The sequence below is a fragment of the Bradyrhizobium sp. SZCCHNR3119 genome (genome assembly GCF_032487775.1).
Classification (GTDB): domain Bacteria; phylum Pseudomonadota; class Alphaproteobacteria; order Rhizobiales; family Xanthobacteraceae; genus Bradyrhizobium.
Map to the genome: position 1 here is coordinate 665546 of NZ_JAUEUV010000001.1, position 24597 is coordinate 690142.

General features: G+C 61.6%; 19 protein-coding genes. 13 read left to right on the forward strand and 6 right to left on the reverse strand.

Features of this window, described 5'->3' with window-relative positions; genetic code table 11:
- Nucleotides 1-23: 23 nt before the first annotated feature.
- The 12 genes from QX034_RS03110 to QX034_RS03165 all read left to right on the forward strand — a co-directional run bounded on the left by QX034_RS03110 (nucleotide 24) and on the right by QX034_RS03165 (nucleotide 11346).
- A complete protein-coding gene (locus QX034_RS03110) occupies nucleotides 24-872 on the forward strand; it encodes a transketolase (protein ID WP_315704399.1) in 849 nt (282 codons plus the stop codon).
- On the forward strand, nucleotides 869-1792 hold the full coding sequence (locus tag QX034_RS03115) for a transketolase family protein (protein ID WP_315704400.1): 924 nt from the start codon (nucleotides 869-871) through the stop codon (nucleotides 1790-1792). Before QX034_RS03110 ends, QX034_RS03115 begins: the two co-directional genes overlap by 4 nt.
- Before the next feature lie 8 nt (nucleotides 1793-1800).
- Nucleotides 1801-2838, forward strand: a complete 1038-nt coding sequence (locus QX034_RS03120; RefSeq protein ID WP_315704401.1) for a zinc-binding dehydrogenase — start codon at nucleotides 1801-1803, stop codon at nucleotides 2836-2838.
- A gap of 9 nt (nucleotides 2839-2847) precedes the next feature.
- Nucleotides 2848-3465 (forward strand): hypothetical protein, encoded by a 618-nt coding sequence (locus QX034_RS03125; protein WP_315704402.1) that lies wholly within the window; start codon nucleotides 2848-2850, stop codon nucleotides 3463-3465.
- Complete coding sequence (locus QX034_RS03130; RefSeq protein ID WP_315704403.1) at nucleotides 3452-4498, forward strand: aminoglycoside phosphotransferase family protein; 1047 nt, start codon at nucleotides 3452-3454, stop codon at nucleotides 4496-4498. Before QX034_RS03125 ends, QX034_RS03130 begins: the two co-directional genes overlap by 14 nt.
- 30 nt (nucleotides 4499-4528) lie before the next feature.
- Nucleotides 4529-5191 (forward strand): class I SAM-dependent methyltransferase, encoded by a 663-nt coding sequence (locus tag QX034_RS03135; protein WP_315704404.1) that lies wholly within the window; start codon nucleotides 4529-4531, stop codon nucleotides 5189-5191.
- A 313-nt stretch (nucleotides 5192-5504) separates the two neighbouring features.
- A complete protein-coding gene (locus QX034_RS03140; protein WP_315732584.1) occupies nucleotides 5505-5771 on the forward strand; it encodes a hypothetical protein in 267 nt (88 codons plus the stop codon).
- A 455-nt stretch (nucleotides 5772-6226) separates the two neighbouring features.
- The gene (locus QX034_RS03145) at nucleotides 6227-7186 is read left to right on the forward strand and encodes a TylF/MycF/NovP-related O-methyltransferase (RefSeq protein WP_315704406.1); all 960 of its coding nucleotides are present in this window, start codon (nucleotides 6227-6229) and stop codon (nucleotides 7184-7186) included.
- Between the two features lie 60 nt (nucleotides 7187-7246).
- Entirely contained in the window at nucleotides 7247-8332 is a 1086-nt protein-coding gene (locus QX034_RS03150) for a GSCFA domain-containing protein (protein ID WP_315704407.1), read from the forward strand.
- A gap of 39 nt (nucleotides 8333-8371) precedes the next feature.
- Complete coding sequence (locus QX034_RS03155) at nucleotides 8372-9265, forward strand: hypothetical protein (protein ID WP_315704408.1); 894 nt, start codon at nucleotides 8372-8374, stop codon at nucleotides 9263-9265.
- A gap of 12 nt (nucleotides 9266-9277) precedes the next feature.
- The gene (locus QX034_RS03160) at nucleotides 9278-10258 is read left to right on the forward strand and encodes a hypothetical protein (RefSeq protein ID WP_315704409.1); all 981 of its coding nucleotides are present in this window, start codon (nucleotides 9278-9280) and stop codon (nucleotides 10256-10258) included.
- 128 nt (nucleotides 10259-10386) lie between these two features.
- Entirely contained in the window at nucleotides 10387-11346 is a 960-nt protein-coding gene (locus QX034_RS03165; protein ID WP_316194998.1) for a TylF/MycF/NovP-related O-methyltransferase, read from the forward strand.
- Here QX034_RS03165 and QX034_RS03170 read toward each other — a convergent pair.
- The 4 genes from QX034_RS03170 to QX034_RS03185 form a co-directional block, all read right to left on the reverse strand.
- Entirely contained in the window at nucleotides 11316-13313 is a 1998-nt protein-coding gene (locus QX034_RS03170) for an acyltransferase family protein (protein ID WP_316195000.1), read from the reverse strand. The genes QX034_RS03165 and QX034_RS03170 overlap by 31 nt on opposite strands.
- Nucleotides 13297-14244 carry a hypothetical protein gene (locus QX034_RS03175; protein WP_315747684.1) on the reverse strand — a complete coding sequence of 316 codons (948 nt, stop codon included), beginning with the start codon at nucleotides 14242-14244 and terminating at the stop codon, nucleotides 13297-13299. Before QX034_RS03175 ends, QX034_RS03170 begins: the two co-directional genes overlap by 17 nt.
- A 341-nt stretch (nucleotides 14245-14585) precedes the next feature.
- Nucleotides 14586-16544, reverse strand: a complete 1959-nt coding sequence (locus QX034_RS03180; RefSeq protein WP_315704413.1) for an acyltransferase family protein — start codon at nucleotides 16542-16544, stop codon at nucleotides 14586-14588.
- Nucleotides 16545-16558: 14 nt separating this feature from the next.
- A complete protein-coding gene (locus tag QX034_RS03185; protein WP_315704414.1) occupies nucleotides 16559-18661 on the reverse strand; it encodes a TIGR04372 family glycosyltransferase in 2103 nt (700 codons plus the stop codon).
- Nucleotides 18662-19512: 851 nt separating this feature from the next.
- Here QX034_RS03185 and QX034_RS03190 point away from each other — a divergent pair.
- Nucleotides 19513-21456 carry a TIGR04372 family glycosyltransferase gene (locus tag QX034_RS03190; protein ID WP_315730618.1) on the forward strand — a complete coding sequence of 648 codons (1944 nt, stop codon included), beginning with the start codon at nucleotides 19513-19515 and terminating at the stop codon, nucleotides 21454-21456.
- A 140-nt stretch (nucleotides 21457-21596) separates the two neighbouring features.
- Here QX034_RS03190 and QX034_RS03195 read toward each other — a convergent pair whose 3' ends face one another.
- Nucleotides 21597-23651 (reverse strand): TIGR04372 family glycosyltransferase, encoded by a 2055-nt coding sequence (locus QX034_RS03195; RefSeq protein ID WP_315729590.1) that lies wholly within the window; start codon nucleotides 23649-23651, stop codon nucleotides 21597-21599.
- Between the two features lie 188 nt (nucleotides 23652-23839).
- Entirely contained in the window at nucleotides 23840-24085 is a 246-nt protein-coding gene (locus tag QX034_RS03200; protein WP_315727736.1) for a hypothetical protein, read from the reverse strand.
- Nucleotides 24086-24597 lie beyond the last annotated feature (512 nt).

Below are 24597 nucleotides of genomic sequence, written 5' to 3' on the forward strand. Positions count from 1 at the left end.
GCGAAGCGCCACTGGAGAGCACGATGAACGTTGCAGTCCGGAGCACCGCGAGCAGTCCTGATACGGCTGCGCTGAAGGCGCAGGCCGCCAGGCTGCGCGGCAAGATCATCGAGATGTCGCACAAGGCGCAAGCCGCCCATCTCGCCTCGTCGCTGTCCTGCACCGACGTCCTGACCGCGGCCTATTGGCACGTGCTCAACATCGATCCCGCCAAGCCGAGCGATCCCTTGCGCGACCGCTTCATCCTCTCGAAGGGCCACGCCGCCGCGGCGCTGTTCGCGACCCTGGCGATGAAGGGTTACTTCCCGATCGAAGAGCTCGACACCTATTGCCAGGACGGCGGCCGGCTGGCCGAACATCCGCCCGCGAACCTGTTGCCCGGCGTCGAGGCCGCCACCGGCTCGCTCGGCCACGGCCTGCCGCTCGGCTGCGGCATGGCGCTGGCCGGCCGGATCAAGGGCGAGAGCTACCGCGTCTTCGCCCTGCTGTCCGACGGCGAGAACAACGAGGGCTCGGTGTGGGAAGCGGCGATGTTCGCCGCCGCCCAGAAGCTCGAAAACGTCTGCGTCGTCGTCGACTACAACAAGTGGCAGGCGACCGCGCGCTCCAACGAGACGCTGATGCTGGCGCCTTTGCGCGACAAATGGGCCGCCTTCGGCTGGGATGCCCATGAGATCGACGGCCACGACGTCGGCGCACTGGCGGAAGCCATGCAGAACATCCCGAACGGCTCCGGCAAGCCGGTGGCGCTGATCGCGCATACCGTGAAGGGCAAGGGCGTGTCGTTCATGGAGGACGACAACAACTGGCATTATCGCGCGCCGACTGCGGACGAGGTGGTGAAGGCGTTCAAGGAGCTTGGCCTGTCATGAGAAACGCATTCGCTGACGAACTGACCAAGCTCGGCAACGAGGACAGCCGCGTCGTCATGCTGTCGGGCGACATCGGCAACCGCCTGTTCGACAAGTTCAAGGACAAGCACCCGTCGCGTTTCTTCAACTGCGGCGTGGCCGAAGCGAACATGATGGGCGTTGCCGCCGGCATGGCGATGAACGGCCTGCGCCCGGTCGCCTACACCATCACCCCGTTCGTGACGACGCGCTGCCTGGAGCAGATCCGCACCGACGTCTGCTATCACGAAGTACCGGTGACGATCGTTGCGGTCGGCGCCGGCCTCGCCTATTCCGGCCTGGGCCCGACCCATCACGCCTGCGAGGACATCTCGTTCCTGCGCTCGATCCCGAACATGGTCGTGATCTGCCCGGGCGACGCCTTCGAAGTACGCGGCGCGCTGCGCGCGGCCATGCAGCAGGACCGCCCGGTCTATATCCGCATGGGCAAGAAGGGTGAGCCGGTCGTTCACAAGGGCCCCATTGCGGATTTCAAGATCGGCAAGGCCATCACGATCGAGGAAGGCTCCGACGTCTGCCTGCTCTCGACGGGCAACATGTTGCCCGAGGCGATCGAGGCCGCGCACAAGCTGAAGGATAAGGGCATCTCGGCCGAGGTCGTCAGCTTCCACACCGTCAAGCCGCTGGACGACGAGAAGCTCAAGCAAGCCTTCGCCCGCTTCAAGCTGGTCGCGACCATCGAGGAGCATTCGCTGATCGGCGGCTTCGGCGCCGCCGTGTCCGAGTGGCTCGCCGACAGCGAAACGCAGCACAAGAAGTTCCTGCGCTTCGGCACGCCCGACGCCTTCTTCAAGAAGTCCGGCGAGCAGGAATATGCCCGCGAGGTGCTCGGGCTCACCGGCCACCAGATCGCCGACAAGATCGCCCACGCGTTGAACTGAGAAATGTCATGAAGACCCAAGCTGCGCTCCTGGTCCAGACCGGCCAACCCTTGGTCCTGGCCGACATCGAGACCCCGGCCTTGAAGCCCGGGCAGGTGTTGGTCGAGATCGCCTATTCCGGTGCCTGCGGCACCCAGGTGATGGAATGGCGCGGCGACAAGGGCGAGGACAAATGGGTCCCGCACTGCCTGGGTCACGAAGGCACCGGTACGGTGCTCGAGATCGGCAGCGCCGTCACCAAGGTCAAGGTCGGCGACAAGGTCGTGCTGTCCTGGATCAAGGGCAGCGGCATCGAGGCCGGCGGCGCCGTCTATGACTGGGACGGCAAGAAGGTCAACGCTGGCGGCGTCACCACCTTCCAGCGCCATTCGGTCGTCAGCGAGAACCGCCTGACCCTGCTGCCGCCGGACCTGCCGATGGATGTCGCCGTGCTGCTCGGCTGCGCGGCGCCGACCGGCATGGGCGCGGTCTACAACGTGCTCAAGGTCCAGCCCGGCGATGCGGTGGCCGTGTTCGGCACCGGCGGCATCGGCCTGAACGCGCTGATGGCGGCGGCGCTCGCCGGCGCCATGCCGGTGATCGGCATCGACCCCAACCCGACACGCCGGGCCTTGGCCCAGCTCTATGGCGCGACCCATGTGATCGACGCCTCCGGCGACGTGCTCTCCGAGATCAAAAAGATCGTGCCGCAGGGCGTTGATCTCGCGGTCGAATCCTCCGGCATCCCCGCCGTCATGGAGCAGGCGATCAATTCGACCCGCCAGCAGGGTGGCCGCGCGGTGGTGATCGGCAATGCCAAGCATGGCGCGGTGCTGCCGCTCAATCCCGGCGTTTTCAACCAGGGCAAGAGCCTGCTGGGCACCTGGGGTGGCGACAGCGTCCCGGATCGCGATTACGGCCGCTACGGACGGCTTCTGAGCTCCGGCCGCTTCCCGGTGCGGGATCTCCTGTCCAAGCCCTACAGCCTCGCCCAGGCCGACCAGGCGCTGCAGGACCTTGCCGCCGGCAAGGTCGGCCGGCCGCTGATCGACATGTCGCTGGCTTAAGTCCAGGCCATGCGGATCGGGATCGACTTCGACAACACGATCGCCTGCTACGACGGCGTGTTCCACGCCGCCGCGCTGGAGCGCGGCCTGATCCCGGCCGACCTCGGCCGAGACAAGAACAGCGTGCGCGACCACCTCAACGGCTCCGGCCGCAAGGACGACTTCACGGAGCTGCAGGGCTATGTCTACGGCGCCCGCATGGACCTGGTATCGCCCTACCCCGGCTTCGCCGAGTTCGTCGCCGCGGCCCGGGCCGCGGGCCATGACCTGTTCATCGTCAGTCACAAGACCAGGCACCCCATTCTCGGGCCGAAGCACGACATGCACGCCGCCGCGCGCGGCTTCCTGACCGATCGCGGCCTGATGGGCTCGGGGGCGGCGCAGATCGATCCGGCGCGAGTATTCTTCGAGCTGACCAAGGACGACAAGGTCGCCCGCGCGCATGCGCTCTCCTGCGAGGTGTTCGTCGACGACCTGCCGGAAATCCTGGGCATGAGCGGCTTTCCGGACGGTACGCGCAAGATCCTGTTCGATCCGGAAGGCCAGTTCGCAAGCCAGGCCACGCCGTATGAGCGCCGCGGCTCCTGGGCGGAAATCGCGGCGGATTTCGCCCGTGAACGCGCCTGAGGCGGTCAACGAAACCGATGCCGCGCTGCTGGCGCTCGCGCAGCGCCTGACGGCGCAGGCCGGCCGGCCTGCCCCCAAGGCGCTGACCCGGCTTGCCGGCGGCCGCAACAACCAGGTCTACCGTCTCGAGGCCGACGACGGCCCGCTGGTGCTGAAGCGCTATTTCACCGACGCCCGCGACAGCCGCGACCGGCTCGGCGCCGAATGGAGCTTCATCAGCCACGCCTGGTCGCGCGGCATCCGCGCCGTGCCCGAGCCGCTGGCCTGCGACCGTGCCGAGCAGGCCGGGCTGTACAGTTTTATCGAAGGGCGCAAGCTCACCGCAGCCGAGCTGACGCCTGGTCATGTCGAGGCCGCGATCGAATTCGTGCTCGCGGTGAATGCCCGGCCCCGCCCCGCTTTGGCGCCGGGATCGGAGGCGTGCTTCTCGCTCGCCGAGCACATTGCGACCGTTGAGCGGCGCGTGGCGCGACTCGCGACGCTCGATTCCGAGGTGCCGCATGTCGCGGAGGCCCGGCAGTTGGTGTCGGCGCAGCTGCAGCCGACCTGGGCGGCCGTGAAGGCGGGCATTCTGAGCGGCGCCTCCGCCGAAGGGCTTGCCTTGGACGCAGCCATTTCCGCCGATCAAAACTGCCTCTCGCCGTCCGATTTCGGCTTCCACAACGCGCTGATCGACGATGCCGGCAAGCTCACCTTCCTCGATTTCGAATATGCCGGCCGCGACGATCCGGCCAAGCTGGTCTCGGACTTCTTTTGCCAGCCGGAGGTGCCGGTGCCGCTTGCAGTGCACGAGCATTTCATAGAGCGCCTGACCCAGGGACTCGGGCTCGATGCCGCGAGTGTGGCGCGCTGCCGCCTGCTGCTCGATGCCTACCAGATCAAGTGGACCTGCATCATCCTCAACGACTTCCTGCCGCTCGGCGCGGCTCGCCGCGCCTTCGCTGACACCGGCGCCTGGGCCGAGCGCTGTGCCGCGCAGCTCGCCAAGGCGGAGGCGAAGCTCGAGCTGGTCGGCGCCGACGACACCCCGTAATCGAACATCCCCACCTCTCCGGAGAAATTCATGGCCTATCGCGAGTTCGTCAGTCTCGTCCACAAATCGACCAAGCGCGATTACCTCGCCCGCGTCACCCAGCGCGACAAGGCGGACGTCGCGGAAATGGCGATCAAGTACGACTACGACTATTGGGACGGCAGCCGCGAGACCGGCTATGGCGGCTACAAATATGACGGCCGCTGGCGCAAGGTGGCCGATGCGATGATCGCGACCTACGGCATCAAGCCTGGCATGCGCGTGCTCGACGTCGGCTCCGGCAAGGGCTTCATCCTGCACGATTTCCGCGAGGCCATTCCGGATCTCGAGGTCGCCGGCATCGACGTCTCCTCCTATGGCGTCGAGCACACGATGGAAAGCGTGAAGCCGTTCTGCCAGGTCGGCACCGCGGCCAAGCTGCCGTTTCCCGACAAGCATTTCGACCTCGTCATCTCGATCAACACGCTGCACAATCTCTACAACTACGATCTCGACGCAGCGCTGCGCGAGATGGAGCGCGTCAGCCGCGGCGCCAAATATCTCTGCGTCGAGGGCTACCGCAACGAGCGCGAGAAGGTGAACCTGATGTACTGGCAGCTCACCTGCCGCATCTTCCACACCCCCGAGGAATGGGCCTTCGAGTTCAAGCGCTCCGGCTACACCGGCGACCACGAGTTCATCTTCTTCGAATGAGCTGAGGTACAGACGTCAGCCGGCCTTCTCGCGGCGCATTCGGCGCCCGAGTTCTGCGACCGTACTCCCCTCTCGATCGAGAGGGCGCAGGAAAGGCCGGGAGCTGGCCGCCCCCATGGCCCCCGTGCAGACAAGAATGCACGGGGCAGGAACCACAGGTTCAGCCGAAACATCCCGGCCTTCCCTGCGCGGTGGGTTGACGGCTTACTTCGCGCTCTCCCTGGTGCACCGGGCTTTTTGGCCACCATATCGCGACAACGCGCTGACGCGCGTTGCGCTGGACACCAGCGTCGGGGTGTCAGGACCACGCGACTTGACCGTGCGTCTCGCCGTTGTCGTCTGCATGATGATCATGCTCAACGCCGATCCGCCCACCGCCGCCCACCTCCACGTTCGTGACGATCGCGATCCGCCCCTCTTCATGAGGTGGGTTGCGCAAGAGAATGCTGGTGATTTGCCCGACACGCCAAGCGAAATCTTTTTGCGCGACATCTGGACAGAGGTGATCGTTTTGAACGTGCTGGCGAAATCGCTTTTTGGGCGCAGTATGCACTCAAGAGATTGCTTGAGCCGTTGGTGATGAGCCTCCAAGGCTGCCATGCAACTCCGGGTAAGCAACACGAATTCGGCCTGTGGCCGTGATCCACCTGTAGCGTCCCTCTACGAAGGGGTCCGGTTCGGATCCGGACCACGTCAACCTGGAGCCCGGGCTGCAGCGTTCCACCATTGCAGCGAGTGGTTGATCAACGGTCAATTGCAGGATATGGCTGGCCTATCTGCGAAGCGGCATCGTCGGAATCGACATCTTCTTCGTTGTCTCGGGTGACCTGATCACATCGATCATCGTCATGAAATACATGCGCGACGAGCGTCTCGATCTGCCCCACTCGCACTCACAATAGGACGCCCTGAGGCAACGTAGGAGAGAGGGAGCGGCCAAAAAGAAAGCTACAAAACATCCGGCCGATTTTGCGAATTTCGCAAAAAAACTCTATAGAGAGCGGGCGCTTGCGACAAGGGTGGAGGGGACAACCGATGACCAAATCGTTGAAGGTGGCGATCGCCGAGGGCCTGCCGCCCCAGACCCTCTTCCGCCTGCGTTCCATCAAGCGCGCACTGATGGGCCAAGCGCCGCTGGAGCCGCCTCAAGCCGGTCCCAGTCGCCAGCCTGAACCGACACCACCGAAGCCTGAGCCGGGACCGCCGGCCGTCGAACTTCCGCCCCAGCCCGAGCCACGCACCAAGCAGACCGAGGCGCTCGAGCGGCTCGACGCGCACAAGATCAGCGCCCCCTATCTATTTTTCGACGTTGACGACGTGCTGATCCTGCCGGCCAAGGAGATCGCGCGCACGCTGACCCTGAGCGTGATGTACATCAATAGTGCCGACGTGAGGGGCGACATCGCTGAGTTTGGCACCATGGGCGGCTTCACAGCGCGTACGCTCGCCAATGCGATGGTCTTTGACCCGCGCTACCAGCCAAATCAACCGCTACGGAAACTTCGTCTCTTCGACAGTTTCGAAGGCCTGCCGGAAATCACCGCGACGGTCGACCTCGAGTCGCAGCACGTGAAGTCCGGAACCTGGTCCAGGGGCGGCTGCCGGATCCTTAGTGCCGCCGAGTTGCAAACGATGGTCGAGGCGATCATTCCGCCGAGCCGGGTCCAGATCTACGAGGGTTGGTTTGCCGATACCGTCAAGACGCTGCCCGACGACACTCGACTTGCCTTGATCCACTTCGACGGCGATCTCTACTCGTCGACCATGGATGCGCTGGTTCCTTGTTTCGAGCGCGGCTTTGTCTCCAAGGGAGCAGTGATCTGCTTCGATGACTGGAATTGCAACGAGGCCGATCCGGAAGCCGGTGAACGGAAGGCTTGGGCAGACCTCGTCAACCGGTTCAAGATCGTCGCCAGCCACTCCGGCGACTATTCGATCCAGGGCACGAAGTTCATTATTCATTCCTACCGCGGGATGAAGCCACGGTCGGCTTGATCGTTCGGCTTGAGTTCGCGACCTACTTGCAGACACCAGCGCTCCCGGGGCCAGAACGAGATGAGCTGTCCGTATTACGCGCTTCCGCCGACCAGCTTTTGGCGTCAGGCCGTCGCCGATCGCTCGAGCTCGGATCTAAATCCTCATTTGGAGTCCACCTTTCGGTTCGAGCACGACGCGCGCATTGCGTCGGCAGGCAGTTGCTTTGCACAACACATTTCTCGTGCGCTGCAGGACCGCGACTACAATTACTATGTGACCGAAAAAGCGCCCGGATACCTGACGCCCGAGCAGGAGGAGCGCTTCGGTTTTGGCGTGTTCTCTGCTCGTTACGGCAACATCTACACGACATTGCAGCTTCTGCAGCTGCTCCAGCGAGCGTTCGGCGCATTCAAGCCGGCAGATCAATTCTGGACCAACAGCGAGGGTCGCGTCTTCGATCTGCTACGGCCCCGCATTGCCCCCAAGGGGTTCGCCTCGATGATCGAGGCGGAGGCGGATCTCAAGCAGCACCTCAAAGCGGTGCGTCAGCTGATCGAGACTGCCGACGTCTTTATCTTCACGCTCGGATTGACGGAATGCTGGGTATCCAGAGTGGACGGCACCGCGTATCCGACCTGCCCGGGTTGTGGCAGCGCGGGCGACTACGACGATTCAAAATACGCGTTTACAAACCTCTCTGTCGCTGAGACCACGGCCTATCTTACCGAAGCCGTCAACCTGATGACGGCGGCCAATCCCAAGCTGCAGATCATCCTCACCGTGTCACCGGTGCCGCTCGTGGCGACGATGGAGCCGCGCCACGTTCTGCAAGCGACGACCTATTCCAAGAGCGTGCTTCGTGTGACCGCGGAGGAGATGGTGCGGCGCCACGAAAATGTGCACTATTTCGCGTCTTATGAGATCATCACGACGGCAAAGAACGCCAGCGTATATTTTGCCGAAGATGCACGCTCGATAACCGCGGACGGCGTGGCACGCGCGATGCAGGTGTTTTTCGCACAATTTGCCGCTGAGCGCGACAAAACGGTGCCTTCCGGGCGTACCGTAGACTTCCGCGAGGCAGCATCACATGGGCCACCCTCTCATATCGTTTGCGACGAAGACGATTTTTACCGTGCTCTTGCGGCCAGCCAGTCGCGTTGAGACAGGGGCCCTTCAGGACCGATAGAAGGAAGCTGCAGCGTGGAAACCGAAATCGAGACCGTTCTACCGGTCTACATCGTGGGGGACAGCCACTCGCTTCCATACCGCAACATGGTCTTCCGCGAGAGATGGACCGGTTCATGGGTGATGGCCCGAACGCGATATGTTCCGGGCCTGACCGCCCACGACTTCTTCAATCCGGCGACCGGAGAGTTTCATCCGGAATTCATCGCATTCCTGGAATATGAAGGGCTCGTACGCGCGGGCCGCGCCACTCACCTGTCCACGGACGAGGTCGATTTCGCCATCGCAAAGGCTGCAGGACAGCCCATGCGCCCGCCCTTGATCATGATCACGCTCGGCGAGATCGACGTGAGGGGGCCGATCCTGCAGCTGTTGAAGGATACGCACGACTTTGTGCCTCCTTTCCCGACGACGATGCCCTTGCTGGATAAGCCGCTTGTTCCCTGGGACCTTATCGAGGAAGCGATTGAAGCGCGCCTCGGGCCCTTTATTGCCGGGCTGCAGCAACTTGTCGCGGCCGGCTTCAGGCGCGTCTATGTCCAAAGCGTCGTTCCTCCGACGCGCCAGGAAGCGCGGGTCAGGCAGTTGCAGAGCTACGATTGCCCGGTCACCGTCCGCACCAAGCTGGTCCAGGCATTCAACTGGAAGCTCGGTTCGAAAGTGAGATCACTCAACCTCGTCATGCTGGATCGCTGGTCCGACCTGACGGAAAATGATCTGCTGCGTCCCGAATACGATTTCGACGGGGTGCATCTGCCTCCCAAAGGCGCACGCCTCCTACTCGAGGCGCTGATCGATGATGCTATCGACAGCCGAGGCCTGCTCGCCAATCATCCGCGTTATGAGCTTTACTACCGAATGGCGTGCGGACTCGACCCTTTTGCCTCGAACACCCCGGACGCCGCGTAAGGATATCTGGCTATGACTTCGATGATCAGCGTCGCCAAGCAGAGGCTCAAAGGCGGTCTCAACCAGGCTCTTAGCAGCCTCGGCTACAGACTGGTACGCGCCGAAACACTTGACCGTCTGACGGCCGCCCACTCCCCTTCCGAGGAAGCACGAGAGGTGCAGCCGGTCATCAAAGCCGCGGCAGATGCGCGCAGGCTGACGCTGCTCCCGGCAGCCAACAAGCCGCCGGCCATGTGTACTGCGCTCGCTCCCAAATTCGATCCGCAGAGGACACCCAGTCAACTCGCGGACAAGGTGCTTGCCTTCCAGCAGGATGGGGTGACGGTGATCAGCACCAACCCGGAAAAGGCAGCCAATTTTCGTGAAACCGAACGCTTCGACAGGGGAGTGGGCAACCTCCATTCGTCGTGGGACTGGGCCGGCAACAGCGTTGCTCCGTATACCACCGACCTGCAAACAGGCCTGCCCTCCCCGGCGCTTCTCGACTATCTCCACTCTCTGTTCAGTGGCGGCGATTTCGAGTCGTTTTTCCGGGGCGTCCTCGGGTGCCCGGCAAAGGTCGCCAACGTCCGTCTGGTGCGCTCTCTGCCGCACCTGACCGATGGGGTGGGTCCGCAGGAATGGCATAGCGACGGCTGTCCGGCCGGCGTCATTCGCGGCGTTCTCTATCTCTGTGACGTCGACGAGCAGACCGGGCCGTTCCAGTATAAGGATGCGGCCGGCCGAGAGCACACGGTGCTGGGGAAAACCGGCGACCTTCTCGTGTTCGATGCGACCCGCTTGATGCACCGCGGCAGTCCGCCGAAGCACAAGACCCGTTCGGCAATCGATCTGGTGTTCATGCCACGGATGCCCGACGAGGAGATGAAGGTCATGGTCGTCGGCATGAACCACTGGCCCGCGGATCCGTTCTTCTACAAGATGCCGAAAGAGCGGACGCAGGACCCCGGTAATACCGGTCCCGATCAGCGCAAGATCGCCAGCCTATATTGACCGCGCCCGCTTGCCGAGCTTCCCTCGGACCGTTAAGCGGATGGTCATGACGCGGATTGGGCGGCTCGACCACCACGACGGGCGTCTACTTGAGTTTGACTGAGTTGCACCGCGTCGGAGAATTACGCATGCTCACTTCCTTCAAATCAGCGCTTGCAAATACGCTTCCACCGGAAGCGCTCTACTGGCTGCGATCGGTCAAACGCGCCGTCATGTCCGAGCCGCCGCTGCCCTGGCCGTATGTGACGACCACGGAGATCACCAAGGTCGAGACGGTGGCACCTCCGCCTCCGCCTGTCGACGATGGACGGCCGATCCAGGACATCGCGCTCGAGAAGTACAGAGCCAGACAACTACCTTCGCCGGCGTCCTACTATACTTATGAGGACGTTCTTATCCTTCCCGCGAAGGAGATCGCGAAGACTCTGACCCTTTGCGTGCAATACATCAATAGCTCCCATGTCAACGGCGACGTTGCCGAATTCGGCACCATGGGAGGCTTCAGCGCGAGGGCGCTTGCCACATCGATGGTCTTCGATCTTCAACGGCAGCCGCTTGCCAAGAGCGCGTCCGGCGAAAACCCCTTCCGCGTGCTGCGGCTGTTCGACAGCTTCGAAGGCCTGCCGGAAATCACCTCTCCTATCGACCAGGTCTCGCCGCATGTCGTCTCCGGCGCTTGGGCCAAAGGCGGCTGCAAGGTGCTCGCCGCGCCCGAGCTCCGTGCCGTCATCGGCAAGATTCTCCCGCCGCATCGCTTCGAACTCTACGAGGGCTGGTTTGCCGACACCGTCAAGACGCTGCCGCCGGAGACTCGCTTCGCGATGATCCATTTCGATGGCGATCTTTATCAGTCCACCATGGATGCGCTGGTGCCGCTGTTCGAGCGAGGAATGATCTCGACCGGTGCGGTTCTCTGTTTCGACGATTGGAACGCCAATCGCGCGCTTCCCAACGTCGGCGAACGACAGGCTTGGAAGGAACTGGTCGAGATGTTCAATATCGAGGCCACCAGCGGCGGCGATTACTCAGTCGGAGGAACGAGGTTCATCATCCATTCCTATCGCGGCGTGCCGGTCGACCCGGTCTGAGGACGCCCTCCATCAGGGCCGAGGATGCGGTCCAGCGACCGAGACGCCAGGAAGATCGCGCCGGGCACCGTCAGGTGTCCGGGATCGAACGCAGTCAGTTCCGAGTCGTTCGGGCCGATCCGGGTCAGACAACCGTCGTTGTTGCAGAAGACGTCCCGGACGGAAATGTACTCGATGCCGAGTTCTCGTGACATCTCCTGCAGCAGCCGATCGCGCCCCCGCGTCCATTCGTCGGTCGAGCGATAGAAGCTTCGGGCCGGCAGTACCTCGCCAGTCTGCCGGTAATAGTCGAGGACGTTGCGCGACAAGCCTGCGCCCTGCCAGCTTGGCGGAGGTCCCATCAGCACGATCCTGCCGACGCTCAGGGCTTTGAGCATCGCCACGGTACGCGGCAAGTCCTCGCGCAGCACGGGCTCCGCGTGCCCCCAGGTCGCATCAAGAACGACCACATCGGGCCGCAGACGGCCAATGCGTGACAAAACGTCATCATTGATGCTCTTGCAGAACGGCCGCTCCGGCAGACTGTAACCGATCAGAGGCGGACAGGCCGAGGCCGTATACTGGGCGACCTCATAGCCGCGCTCGGCGGCGAAATGGAGCAAGCCGGGATAAAGGGCCGCGCCATAGGAATCGCCCCAGACCAGTACCAGCGGGTGACCACCATGCCCTGCGCATTCCGAGGCGAACTCCGAGGCAGGCTGAAGCAGCAAGAGGCATTTGGCACGGCGCCAATGCACGGAGGTTTCGGTGCCCGATAGCATCAAGCCTTGGATCTGCCGAGGGAAGCGCATCGGAAGGCCTCGGGTATCCACAGCGGTCATTCCGACCAGCCAGATTGCCGCCATGGCCGCAACCAGTGGAGCAACTCGCCACCCCGCCGGCGCCGATCCAAACCTGATCGGCCGCTCGATAAAACGGTAGGTCAACCACGCCAGCGAGACGCTCACGGCCAGAAGGCTGAACGTCAACGATATCGGCAGCGGCCCGTCCCACTGCAACTTCGCGAATGCAATCAGTGGAAAATGCCAGAGGTACAACGGATAGCTGATCAGTCCCACAAAGACGAACCAACGCGCCGACAACAGCCGATGTACAGGCGTATCGTCCGTCCCAAGCAAAGCCGCCGTTGCAAGGACGGGAAGCATCGTCCGGATGCCCGGCCAGGGTGAGCGGGCGCCAAACATCCAGAACGTGAGTATGATCGCGGCCACCCCGGCGATCGCAAGCGGCGATCGAATCCTTCTCGTCGCGCCGACGGATCTCGCCGGGACCCACAAGGCCAATCCAGATCCGACGAGAAGCTCCCATCCTCTGGTCGTCGGCGAATAGAATGCCCAGGCGGCGTCGCTCGCGGGCGTCCAGAGACAAGCCGCAAACGAGCAGACACCCAATAGGATCACGATCTTTAGCCGTTGTGTCGGCCAAGCCGAGATCAGCAGCAGGGTGAGCGGCCATACGATGTAGTATTGCTCCTCGATCCCGAGCGACCAAAGATGGAGCAGCGGCAGGCGCTCCGCGCCAGGGTCGAAATATCCGACGATCTGGCCATACAGGACGAAGTTTTCAATGAAGACCGCAGCGCCCTTAACGTTTGCGCCGAGCGCTTCCATCTCGTTGACCGGAAGCAGGAACCAGCCCGCCGCGAAGGTGGCGATCACCACGATCATCAGCGCCGGAAAGATCCGCAGGACACGGCGAGCATAGAACTCCAGGATACTGAAGCGTTTCGCGCGCAGTTGCCGGTCGATGATCCCGGTGATCAGATAACCGGAGATGACAAAGAAGATGTCGACACCGGCAAAGCCGCCCGGCGCCAGCTTCGGAAAGGCGTGATAGATGACCACCGCGATCACCGCGAGCGCGCGCAGCCCATCGATGTCCGGCCGATAGGCCACACCGTGCATCGGGTTGGCGCCGAGCGAATGATCGGCCCGCAAGGCCAGCTTCGGATCAGCGTGGTTGAGCATCGTGCGTACTCAGCCCCTGAAACGCGCTGGTCCTTTCCAAAGCGCCGACGAGGTCGCGCGTGAAGTCGGTCGCACCGTTGCGATCGAGATGACCGCCGCCGTCCCAGCTCGAATAATTCGTTCTTGGCGGCAACGCGGTCTCGACCCCGATGGCCTGCGCGATCTCTTTCACCTGGGTCAGGCAACCGTGGAAGTTCGGCACCAAGGTCAGAACGACCGGCGCTCCCAACGACGCAACGAAGGCCCGCGCGTTGGCAATGACATCGGGCGTGGTGTGACAATCGGGATCCCGGGTCATCTTCACGCCGGGATTGCCATCAGCAAGAAAGCGCGGAAACGAGCTCATGTCGGCGGCGCCCGTCTCGTCGCTACGATCGAATTTCGGGATCACGCTCGCTTTGGGCGGGACGAGCTCGCGGCGCAATTCTGCCGTGGCACGCTCAAACCTCCAGCGCAGGTCCCGGCGTATGACCTGATGGTACGCCTCGAAATAGCTGAGCCGGGTCGCCGGGATCGGCCGAACATCCGCGCCGAAGGCGCGCGTCAGGTTGCGGCTGAAGAAATTACCCCCGCCCCCGCCATCATCGGCATTGAGAATCCATAACCTTGGATGAAGACCGTACTTTTGAATGATCTGCCGCGAGAACTCGCCGCTCGCGACTCCGACAAACGCCATGTTGTAGAACTTCAAACCATGGGGCTTTTCAAGGCGCTCGCGAACGACGTCCCCGTCCAGCGCGAAAGATACCAGCGACGACCCTAGGATCACGACATCCGCCTGGCGGACATGCTCGATCGAGCCGCCGATGTCATGAAAGAAAAGATCCTGGTCCTGGATCTCCGTGACGTACTCGCCCGCAAGATTCTGATACCAGGCGGGCTTGCCGGTCGGGCTGATCGCCGCGAAATGATCGCCGGGTTGAGCAGCCAAATATAGGCAGCTTCCACCCGCGATGAGGCCGATCAAGGCCAGGACGCAGATGACGTAGAGCGCAAAGCTTCTAGCCGAGACGTGAGTACTCGCTTTCCGAAGTTCGTGAATCACCCCAGCCCCCACCTTTCACGAACCTCGGAAAGCCACGGGTACTAACAGCAATATGATCTCAATACCGTCTTTCGATCTGAAGTCCCTCAGACGAATTTGCCGCCCATGATGCAGAGGCTTCAGATCGGCGGTAAGGGGAGCCAGAACCGGACCGCGCAAACCATCCAAAACTATCGCGCCTTTCCTTGCTCGATGCACGCACAGCTCCATCGCGAGCCGCAAGACACCTAGCGTCCGAGATCCGGCAAGGCATCCAGCACCTGCCGGGCGACGAAGATCGAAGCGGGATAGGTCAGATGCCCCGAATCGAACGTTGTGATCTCGGACGCGTTCGGCCCGATCCGAGTCAGGCAGCCGTTCTCGTTGCACATCAGCCCGCGAACCGAAACATAGTCAGCCCCCAATCGTCTTGCCTGCGCAGCGAGGAATGCATCGAACGGCTTCGTCCATTCATCGACGGTGCGAAACCAGGTCCGCTCCGGAAGAATGGTCCGGGTCAGGAAATAATAGTCCAGCAGGTTCGCGGGCAGCCCGTCGCCCTGCCAAGTCGGCGGTGGCCCCACGATCACGATGGTCGACACCCCCGCCTCCCTCACGAGCGGAATGGTGCGCTCCAGACCGAGACGGACATCGTCGTCGCTGGCCCTCCATGTGCCATAGAAAATCACCACGTCGGGCTTCAACTCGGTCAGATGCCGCAACACCGCATCGTTCGCGGGCTTGCAGAGCGGCCGTTGGGCATTGACGTAGCCGATCAGCGGGGCGCAGGCCGAGATGGCGAACTCGGCGACGTCGAAGCCGCGCTCGGCGCCGAAATGAGCCAGTCCGGGATATAGCGAGGCGGCATAAGAATCGCCCCACACCGCGACCAGCGGGCGGCGGCCTGCGCCCATGCATTCCGGAGCGAACTCGCTCTGATCGGCCATCAGCAGGCACTTGCCGTTCCGCCAGCGGAACGCAGTCTCGCTGCCGTCGAGCATGAATCCGCGAACTTCGGCCGGGATACGCGCTGGCAAGCCATTGGTCCTGTCGGCCACCACGCCGACGACCCCCAGCGCGATCATGCCGCCAACCAGGCCGCCGACCTTGAGCGGCACCAGCCGTCGCCCGAAACGAATCGGTCGCTCAATGAGCTGGTAGGTGAGCCATGCCAGCATCACGCTGCCGATCAGTATGCTCCACATCACCAAGGGAGCGACACCATCGACGAAGTGGATGCGGGCATAAGCCATCAAGGGGTAATGCCAGAGGTAAAGCGGGTAGCTGATCAGACCGATGAAGACGACCGGCGCGGCCGAGAGGATGTAGCGGTGCGTGTGCGTGCCACTGGTTGCGATCAACGCCGCGGCAGCCAGGACCGGCGCCAACGTGTACCAGCCCGGATGCGGGATCTGGCGGTTATAAAGCCAGAATGCGGCCAGAAGCGTCAGCAAAGCCGCAGCGGCGATCAGCTCCCGCCCGAGCCTGGCCGGGAACGCCGTGGAGAACCCGGCGGTCGCCTGCCGTCCATTGATCCACAACGCGAGCCCCGATCCGACGAGCAGTTCCCAGGCCCGGGTCACCGGCAGATAGAAGGCGTAGTCGGGCGAATATCGTCGCACGATCACGCACGCCAGGAACGATGCCGCAGCAAGTGTGACGGTGATCAGCAAGCTTCTGCTCCGCCGCGAGCCGATCAACATCAGCAGCAACGGCCAGACGATGTAGTACTGCTCCTCGATGCCGAGCGACCACAGATGCAGCAGCGGCTTCTTCTCGGCGGCGAGATCGAAATAGCCGACCTGCCCGAGCAGGACGAAATTCTGCGCGAATATGGCGCCGCCTGCGATGTTGGTGCCCAGTGACTTCAATTCGCGCGGCGGCAGGATGTACCAGGCGATCAGGAAGGTGACCAAGACCACTGTGATCAGTGCCGGAAAGATGCGTCGGATACGACGGGCATAGAAATCGGCAATGCTGAACGTCTTCGACAGCATCTGCTTATGGATGATGCCGGTGATCAGGTAGCCGGAGATCACGAAGAAGATGTCGACGCCGTAGAATCCGCCCGGAACCGAGCCGGGGAAGGCGTGATACAGCAGGACCGGCAGCACCGCTATCGCGCGAAGGCCATCGATGTCCCGGCGATAGCGAAGCGGCGTGGCGTGGGCCTCGTCGGAGGCAAGGATCGAAGGCACGATATTCATCGGCGCGCGAACTCTTAGGAATCAGCCAGCAGCGAAGCGGAATATTTTTCCAGGAAGTAGCGCGAGGGACGCGAACTGCCGAAGAATCCCGGAACATGTACCCGCGTTTCCCAGGCATCATCGACAGGCTGAATGGCCGGACGCCCGGACGAGAGATCGAGAACCTCCTTGGTCGTCTCGAGAATCTCATCGGAGCTGCTTTCGCTTACCGTGAGGCCTGCGCTCCTGACCGTCTCGTAGGTCGGGAATGTCCATCGCCACTGCTCTGACGTGACGTCGCTCAACGACAACATCCGCCCCTCCGCGGTATGGACCGGCTTCAAGGCAAAGCGTGTGTCCTTCGACCATAGCAGCCCGACCGAACTCAGCGCATTGACCATCGCGGTCGGAATCCCGAAGCTGGATGCCACATAGGCAAAGCCGGACGTCGTTCCGATGAACATGCGCGCACGCCGCATCAGGTGGATATCAATTTCCGGCACCTGATCTTCGGAGCGGGCATAGTCGATCACCCGCGGCATTTCGGGCATCGGCGGCGCTTTACGACCGCCCATGCGGATGACCCAACCGCCGATCGACGTGATGTAGCGGACGGTATCGAAATAATTGCCGATGTTCGAACTGCGGATCGATTCACCGACGCCGAGCGTTTCTCCGCGCGCTTCGGCATCACGCATATGCAGACAAACGAACCAATCGTCGGGAGCAAGCCCCCATTTCTCGCGGAGCGATTGATATAGAATCTCGATCCGATCATCAGCCTGCATACGCGCGTCGTAGATGTCACGAAGCGGGAATCCCCTGCCTTCGCGCTCCCATTTCTGAAGGGCCATCGCGCCTGCATCGTTCCAATACACGCAGCGGCCGTCCTGGAATTCGAAGGCCTGATGGGAGTCGCCCAGGAACGGTGTCAAACTCGCAAGCTCGAACCAGACACCGGCAGATACGTTTTCGCCGAGCGTAAGCGTTGGACAGATCTCCGAAAACAAGGAGAGGAACGGCTTGTTGGCAATCCTGTCCTTGTAGGCGAGCAGGACCGGCTGTCCTTTCCACCATCCCATGCTCCGCATCATCAGGTGCACGTTGAGGTGACCGTTATGACCGATCAGTGCGCTCCAGTCCGGGGATAGCAATCTCACATCGCCGAGCTCCGCTCCGATCCCGTCCAGCACGCGCTTCAATTCGGGGGATGGCTTGGGAAGATGACGGCGAAGGCGACGTTGGGTGTCCAGACCACGCCGGTACACAAGGGGCACCTTATCCCCTTCCCCATTGTGGTAGGTTCTGAGCAGGAGTTCGCGATAGGCATAGAACAGATAGACATCGAGACAGAGGGCGCGATCCGGAAAATACGCAGGAAAATGCTCCCAATACTGTCCAGCCTCGTCCAACTTTCCGAGCACGCCGGCCGTATCGGAAAGACCAAGGTCCTTCATCAGACGCTCGATCACCTCCCGGTCGCGAAAGAAATAAGGAATGAATTGCTCGACCGGAACGTCCCTCGGAACTTGATCGAATTCGACGTGCCCCCGAAAAGCGCGCTCCTCGTATTGGAAGTTGCGATGCTCCAACATCAGCCGAACGAATGTACGCAACGAATGCGACCTCTCGGCGGCCCGAGGCCAATCCAAAAAATGCATCTGCGTCAGCAGATCCATCGAGTAACCATCCCCGACCGCACCCGTGGCTTGCAGTGCGATTTCGGCGATCGAATCATCGCTGTCCCACTTCAGCCGGCGGAAAAGGGGCAGCGCTTCTCTCCGGTAGCCGGAGAGCAGGAGATAGAAGGCAACCTCGTTCGGGTATCGTTTCCAAACACGACTGCGAAAGATCCAACTCAGACGGCTGCCGAGAAAGGGACCGCAGAAAAAGACGAAATGCCGGTCCAATGCCGGATGCTGGAAGAAGTGACGAAACAGCATCGTCAGACGAAATCGGGCCCCGAAAGGCAAGAGCGTAAAAGCCAGATTACGCAAAAAATGCCGGGCCGGAACCCGCCTGAGAAGGCCGAGCAGAATGGGATAAAGTCTGCCGAATGTTCGTTCCGCGGGCGTCCGACGGAGGACCAGGGAGCTGTCGACGGACAGGCTCTCGGTCGAGATTGTATCGAGCGGCAATCGCACCTCCAGCGCGTTCACAGAACAGCGAGCAACGATTACTGTGAAGCCCCCACCCGATCAACCCGAATCCGCCCAATATGCCATCGCTCCCGTGTCTGAGAGCCGCCGCCTTTGATAAATGCCTCACGTAACATGAGTTGCGCTTGTATCGAGAACAACGTAACATAGTGACCTGAGATTTCCCTCAGTTTTGCAGAAGCAGCCAGTTTGGGGCGTGCCGCAAGTCCATCCGACTTCAATGAATTCGCTCGCCGGTGTCGTGGGCCTTTCCACGACATTCCGATGTCGCCGCCTTTGCTTGTGTAGCGGTTTCGGCAACAGCGGACAGGCTGACGGCTTGTTCAAGCGCGATGTCATCGAGTGCAATGCCTGCCAATTGGTTCAATTGAGCGAAGCACCGCCGCCGGACTTGCTTGCGCCCCAGGTGCCCCGGATCCGCCACAGCGAGCCGTGGCACAGGACCGTTCGCATCCCCTTTCCTGTTACGGCTGCAAGCGCCCGGACTGGCAGCAGACGCAGTCGCGCTCTATGCTCCTGCCAGGCTCGGGCGCTATCCCCATCCGGAAGCCCGACGGGCCTGTCTCAATGCGAGGCGGTTGGCTACAGAAGCAGCGCTGCACGGAACCTTCGATATCGTCAGGGGCCCTAGAATGTTCTCCGAGTCCATTCATCCCAATCCGCCCGGGCGTTCCGCGCCACGCCTGCGTGATCTCCGACGATCGTTGAAATCGAACCTGGCCGCGCATGCTGTGAAGGCAATCGGCAGGTTTCTCAATGCAGCCGGTCGGGAACGGGCGGAATCTTTGAAGGACCTGATCTTTGCCCTGATGACGTTCAAACAGGCATTCATGGTCACACTCATTTTTCACCGCTATGCGCACCGGAATGAATTTGACCGGCAGTTTCGGTATTTCTGCGGTCCCGACCTGGATAAGGAGATGCAATGGGTGCTCGCCAGCGGCCGCTCGGATCTGTACAGCAATGAGCTGATCCTCTTCCTCCTCATGTGCGAGAAGGAGAAACGCGTTCTGGAGCTGTTTCCCAACATCGATTGGGATCGGGTCGACGACGAGTTCATGGACGCGATCGGCAAGCTGACGAAGAAGCTGACGTCCGGCTATTTCATGGAATTGCTGGCGCAGGCCCACACGATCAATTGGACTGTGCTCCGACCGCAGCACCTCCGCCTGTTTGCCGAGCTGATCAAGATCATGCTGGAGCATCGAACCTTCCGTTTCGAGCAGATGTCCTTCGAAGGAAGGCAACGCGATGCACGCAGAGACGGTGATCCCGAGCTGTTCGAAGCTCCCCTCGACCGCTATGTCCCGGAATTCTTCTGCGACAAAGAACTGATCGAGACCCTCGTCATTCAGCTCGGCCTTCCCAGGCACGACGATATTCTCACCGCACGCGAGGACCGCGGCCAATATTGGGAGCGTTTTCCCGCCGACCATCCGCAGCGGAAGGTGTTGTCGGAAATCAACCTCTTCTACGCCTATCGCAATCTTCTGCTGACAACATATCACAGCGGGGAGGGTTTCCACGTACCGCAGGTCTATATCAAGCTGAGGGAGACGCAGCAGCGGCTGCGCCGTCATCTTCCGGCTCCCAGCCCTCAGCTCAAGGCCATTCTGAAGAAGCTCGACACCGATTTGTCGGACGTCAAGCTTCTCTCTCCGGACTGGAGCGCGTTGATCGGCCACAACGGCCACCTCAACGTTCATCTGATGATGCGGGAGATGGGGTGGTGGCAAGGCCAGCCGATGCTCCTGGCCTACAAGGACCGGATCGCCAACAAGCCGTTCCTATCGTTGTTCTCGGATATCTGTCCAACGCTGACCTTGGGCGAGAACGTCAGCGCCGGAGTGTGGCACGAACTCGCCAGCCTCACGCCGTTCATCGGCGATTCCCATCAGGCATTCCAGTTCGAGGACGGACGGGCCGTGTACTGGAACGATGCCGGATCACTTGCCCTCCAGCAATGGGAAAGCCGGCAACGGACCTTTCCGCTGCGCGACATCTACGATCGCCGCCTGCTCGCCGACGATCGCGTCGAGCAGACTTACCAGGAATATCGGCGCAGATGGGGTATGGCCGACGGCGACTGGTTCGTCTGCCTGCACGTGCGGGATGCCCAGGCGCGGAACGATACCGAGGGTGTCGGCGAATCCATCCGCAACGCCTCGCTCGCGACTTATCTCGATGCGGTACGCCACATCACCGAGTGCGGTGGCTGGGTCGTGCGGATGGGCGGTCGCAGGGTGCCACCATTTCCCATGATGGACCGGGTGATCGACTACGCCCGCAGCGACGATCAGTTTCCGGAAATGGACATCCATCTGATGCGTCGCGCCCGCATGTTCATCGGCACGACCTCCGGCTTTGCCTATGTGGCAAGTAGCTTTGGCATCCCGACGGCTATGGTGAATGCGTTGAGCTCGATCGGTCTGTTGTGGTCGAGGGACACCCGCTTTGCGCTGAAGCCGGTGCACAGGGCGGACGGAACCATGCTTTCGCTAAGCGAGTGGACGTCGGAGCAATATCGCTGGGCTTACCCGACACATGAATCCATGGCGCGTGCTAGACTCGCCGTGGGCGAGAGCAGTTCGGACGAGATTCTGGAAACCGTGCGCGAGGTCCTCGACATCTCCGATCCCCGGCGGAAAGGACCTCCCCCCGGCGTCGACGGCAGCTGGGAGCGTCACGTTCAAGTGCCGGGCTTCTTCGGCAGCTCGCGGCCGAGCAAGTATTTCTTGGAAAAGCATGCACAAAACCTGCTGAGAGAGTCCTGAGGAACAGCGCGATGTATGAAGAACGTCGCGAGGCCGCTCACCATGGCCAACGCCGCTGTGGATAGGCTTGATACGCGCCCCTGCCGGCCCATTCTCCACTATCGACCTTGACGATCAAGGAACGCAGATGGCCGCTGTCGCTATCGAGCTAATGGTCGTGGTATGGCCGCCCGAGGAACATTTGTCGGCGGCGAGGTCAGTCCAGGCGCCAAGAAGGCGTCTTCGTACTTGCAGAGATAGTAATAGCTGATCGTACTCGCGCCATAATAATGTGGCATCGTGAGTTGCTCGTCCCAACGCGACAGGAGACGTTGCGAGTCAGCCTTCGTCGCATGTCTGGATGCCGGATTGACGACCTCCTCGGTGACCGCGCGGATTTCATCGGACGTGTTGTTGAGCGGCTGCGCTCCGTTGCGACGGAGAACGCAGGCGTCGAACAAGCGCCAGCGCCAGGGAGTCGACGTGAGCTGCGCTTGTGTCAGCATCGTTCCGTCCGCCAGGCGCACCGGTTTCAGCGCAAACCGAACGCGGCTGTTCCACAACTGCGCATCCGTCGTGATACAATTGACGAGGGCGCTTGGGATCCCGAAGCTGATCGCGACATTCGTCAATCCCGAGGTCGTGCCAATGAACGCCCTGGCGTTCCGGATAAGACAAATGTCCATCAAATCGGATCGGAAGTCGCTCAACGCATAGTCGATTGCACGGTCGAGCGAGGGAAGTCTGGGTGAATTCGGACCGCCGAGCTTGATCACCCAGCCGCCCCTCCCGGTGATCGCGCGGATCGCATCCAAATAGGTATTGATCGTCGAATTGCGATGCGTCTGGCCGGTCCCATCGACCTCGGAATAATGGGAAGCATCGCGGGCGTGCAGGCACACGTACCAGTCGTCCGGATTCATGCCCCAGGATTCGCGCATCCGCCGAAAATCGTCCTGCACTTTCGGCATCGCTCCGAAGATGCGGTCATACTCGTCGCGCAAGGGATGGCCCCGGACCTCCTTCTCCCATTGCACGATGGCAAGCGCCCCAGCTTCCTGCCACGGCACGATCTCGCCGTTCGGCAGTTGGAACACATTGAAATTCATGCCGTACCAGCGCTGCAGAGACAGGAGTTCTTCGCCGACCGCCTGGGACACGGTTTCCCCGATCACGACGACATCGGCAAAGCGTTCGAACAGCCGAAAAAACGTCCTGTTGGCCACCAGGTTCGGTCGCGCGACGATCAGCGGCTTTCCCGCCCACCACCCCAGGTCACGCATCCGGAACAGGATGTCGAGCATGCCGAGATGACCGATCTGGGCCGTCCATTCCTCCGGAAGGATCCGCAATTGGTCCAGCGGGATCCCCAACCTGCCTAACAAGTGACTGACTTCTGCGGACACGGCCGGCGTTGCCTTGCGCAGTTCCGACTGCGCCGCAAGCGCTCTCGCGAACAGGCGGATGCCGAGATCGCCCCGGCCGACATGGGTCACGCGCTGGCCCGTGAAGTTGCAGAGATCGAATAGCCTGCCCGCGGAGCCGCAAGCGAAGTCGAGAGGATTAGGACGGTAGTTCTGCGCCGGACGCGACGCCATGTTTTGGTGAGGACGCATGTAATCGGGGACACCACGACACGCGACTGACATGCTTTCGATCGCGCCGGCTTCGCTGCCCGCTATGATCTCGATCATGCCTTTGAGAAAGACGAGATGACACTCCAGTTCCGAACCTGATCTCAGAGACAATTGCGAGGTCAGCCGATACGCCTTGTCGAACTCTCCAAGCTCGAAGAGCGAGCGAACCATCATGTTCGCCAAGTCCGGCGAACGGGCTGCCAGCCGATCCTGCACGACCAGATCATAGGCTTCCCGATTGGCCCCAATCCGGACCAAGAGCTCCGCCGACTGCACCGGAAAGCACCATCTCAGTGATCCCGCGAAATGCTGGTCTGGCTTCTTCGCCAGCAGAGAGGCCACATGGACCTGATAGGCTCTTTCGAGCAGGCGACGGCCGCGAAGTTGTCCGATCTCGAAGGAGAATAGGATCAGGAAGGCCAGGCGAGGCGGCAGAAGGTTCAGAAGGCTGGCAGCCCAAGCGTTCAGGATGCGCGCCCATCGCTGCGCCTGCAGCAGGGCCAGCTCTCTCGAACGCACAAGTCCGGCCGGCAAATCCTCTGGTGCGGGGAACAGCTCGACGATTCCGCGTCTACGCATTAGGCCCAGCAGATCAAACGACGCTTTGAAGCGCTGCATCGATACCCCAACTCCGCCTCACACGGCGCCATGTCCGCGTTCTGAAACCCACGCGGCCTGCGACAGACCAGGAGAAAGGCTATGCTGTTCGTATCCAGAACCTCTCGAATTGACGGCCAGCAACACAGGCGGCCTATCTGTTAGAACCGTCAAGTCAACCCACGACCAATGATCGTGATGACCCCATGAACCCATTCGGCGATCGGCAAGAGCCCTGCCTTGTCGACAATCAGCAGAATTGTGGACCACAAAGCCAGCCACTCGAGCACGATCCGGCCAAGCCCCACCGAACTGAAGACGAAAGCCGTAAATCCCGCCAGCACGGAGTTGAGGAACCCTGCGCCGGCCGCAAGAAGAACAAAGAAGAAGACCGTACTCACGCAGATGATGCGCAAGATCGACCTTAGGACTTGAACCATATCTTTCACACCGGTGCCCCCCTCTTACCAACGTCAAATTATGTAACGAAACAGTTGTCGGTAAACGCTCCCAAGTATCGTGTGCAGCATCTCACCTAAACGGATGTACGATCTGAATCGGGAAAGCTCCGAGTCGCCGGTCCGATTCGGGACAAGCTCATGCGAGCGTGATTTTCGCATCGGGCCATTACGGTGCAACCCAAAAGTGAGTTCCTTCGTGCAGCGAATTCGACGTCCGCGTCCCCTCGCCGCGGCACTTCTATCCGCTCATTTCGATCCGAAGCTGCACCAGCTGCTGTTCCCAGGCCGCCAACATTCGCCGAATGGCATTCCAGAAGGGGCAAATCTTGGCTATCAGCGAGCACTCGCGCGAAGTTCATAGACGACGCGGATTTCTGTCCTACCTACACACCCGTTCGCGTCTGTTGCAGGCCGAATATTTTACGTTGTATTGTTCCCAAGTACACTGCTATTGCGGTTGCCTGCGG

Coding starts and splice junctions, on each gene's coding strand:
- QX034_RS03110 (WP_315704399.1), top strand. CDS start 24: ATGAACGTTGCAGTCCGGAGCACCGCGAGCAGTCCTGATACGGCTGCG.
- QX034_RS03115 (WP_315704400.1), top strand. CDS start 869: ATGAGAAACGCATTCGCTGACGAACTGACCAAGCTCGGCAACGAGGAC.
- QX034_RS03120 (WP_315704401.1), top strand. CDS start 1,801: ATGAAGACCCAAGCTGCGCTCCTGGTCCAGACCGGCCAACCCTTGGTC.
- QX034_RS03125 (WP_315704402.1), top strand. CDS start 2,848: ATGCGGATCGGGATCGACTTCGACAACACGATCGCCTGCTACGACGGC.
- QX034_RS03135 (WP_315704404.1), top strand. CDS start 4,529: ATGGCCTATCGCGAGTTCGTCAGTCTCGTCCACAAATCGACCAAGCGC.
- QX034_RS03145 (WP_315704406.1), top strand. CDS start 6,227: ATGACCAAATCGTTGAAGGTGGCGATCGCCGAGGGCCTGCCGCCCCAG.
- QX034_RS03150 (WP_315704407.1), top strand. CDS start 7,247: ATGAGCTGTCCGTATTACGCGCTTCCGCCGACCAGCTTTTGGCGTCAG.
- QX034_RS03160 (WP_315704409.1), top strand. CDS start 9,278: ATGACTTCGATGATCAGCGTCGCCAAGCAGAGGCTCAAAGGCGGTCTC.
- QX034_RS03165 (WP_316194998.1), top strand. CDS start 10,387: ATGCTCACTTCCTTCAAATCAGCGCTTGCAAATACGCTTCCACCGGAA.
- QX034_RS03170 (WP_316195000.1), bottom strand. CDS start 13,313: ATGCTCAACCACGCTGATCCGAAGCTGGCCTTGCGGGCCGATCATTCG.
- QX034_RS03180 (WP_315704413.1), bottom strand. CDS start 16,544: ATGAATATCGTGCCTTCGATCCTTGCCTCCGACGAGGCCCACGCCACG.
- QX034_RS03190 (WP_315730618.1), top strand. CDS start 19,513: ATGGTCACACTCATTTTTCACCGCTATGCGCACCGGAATGAATTTGAC.
- QX034_RS03195 (WP_315729590.1), bottom strand. CDS start 23,651: ATGCGTAGACGCGGAATCGTCGAGCTGTTCCCCGCACCAGAGGATTTG.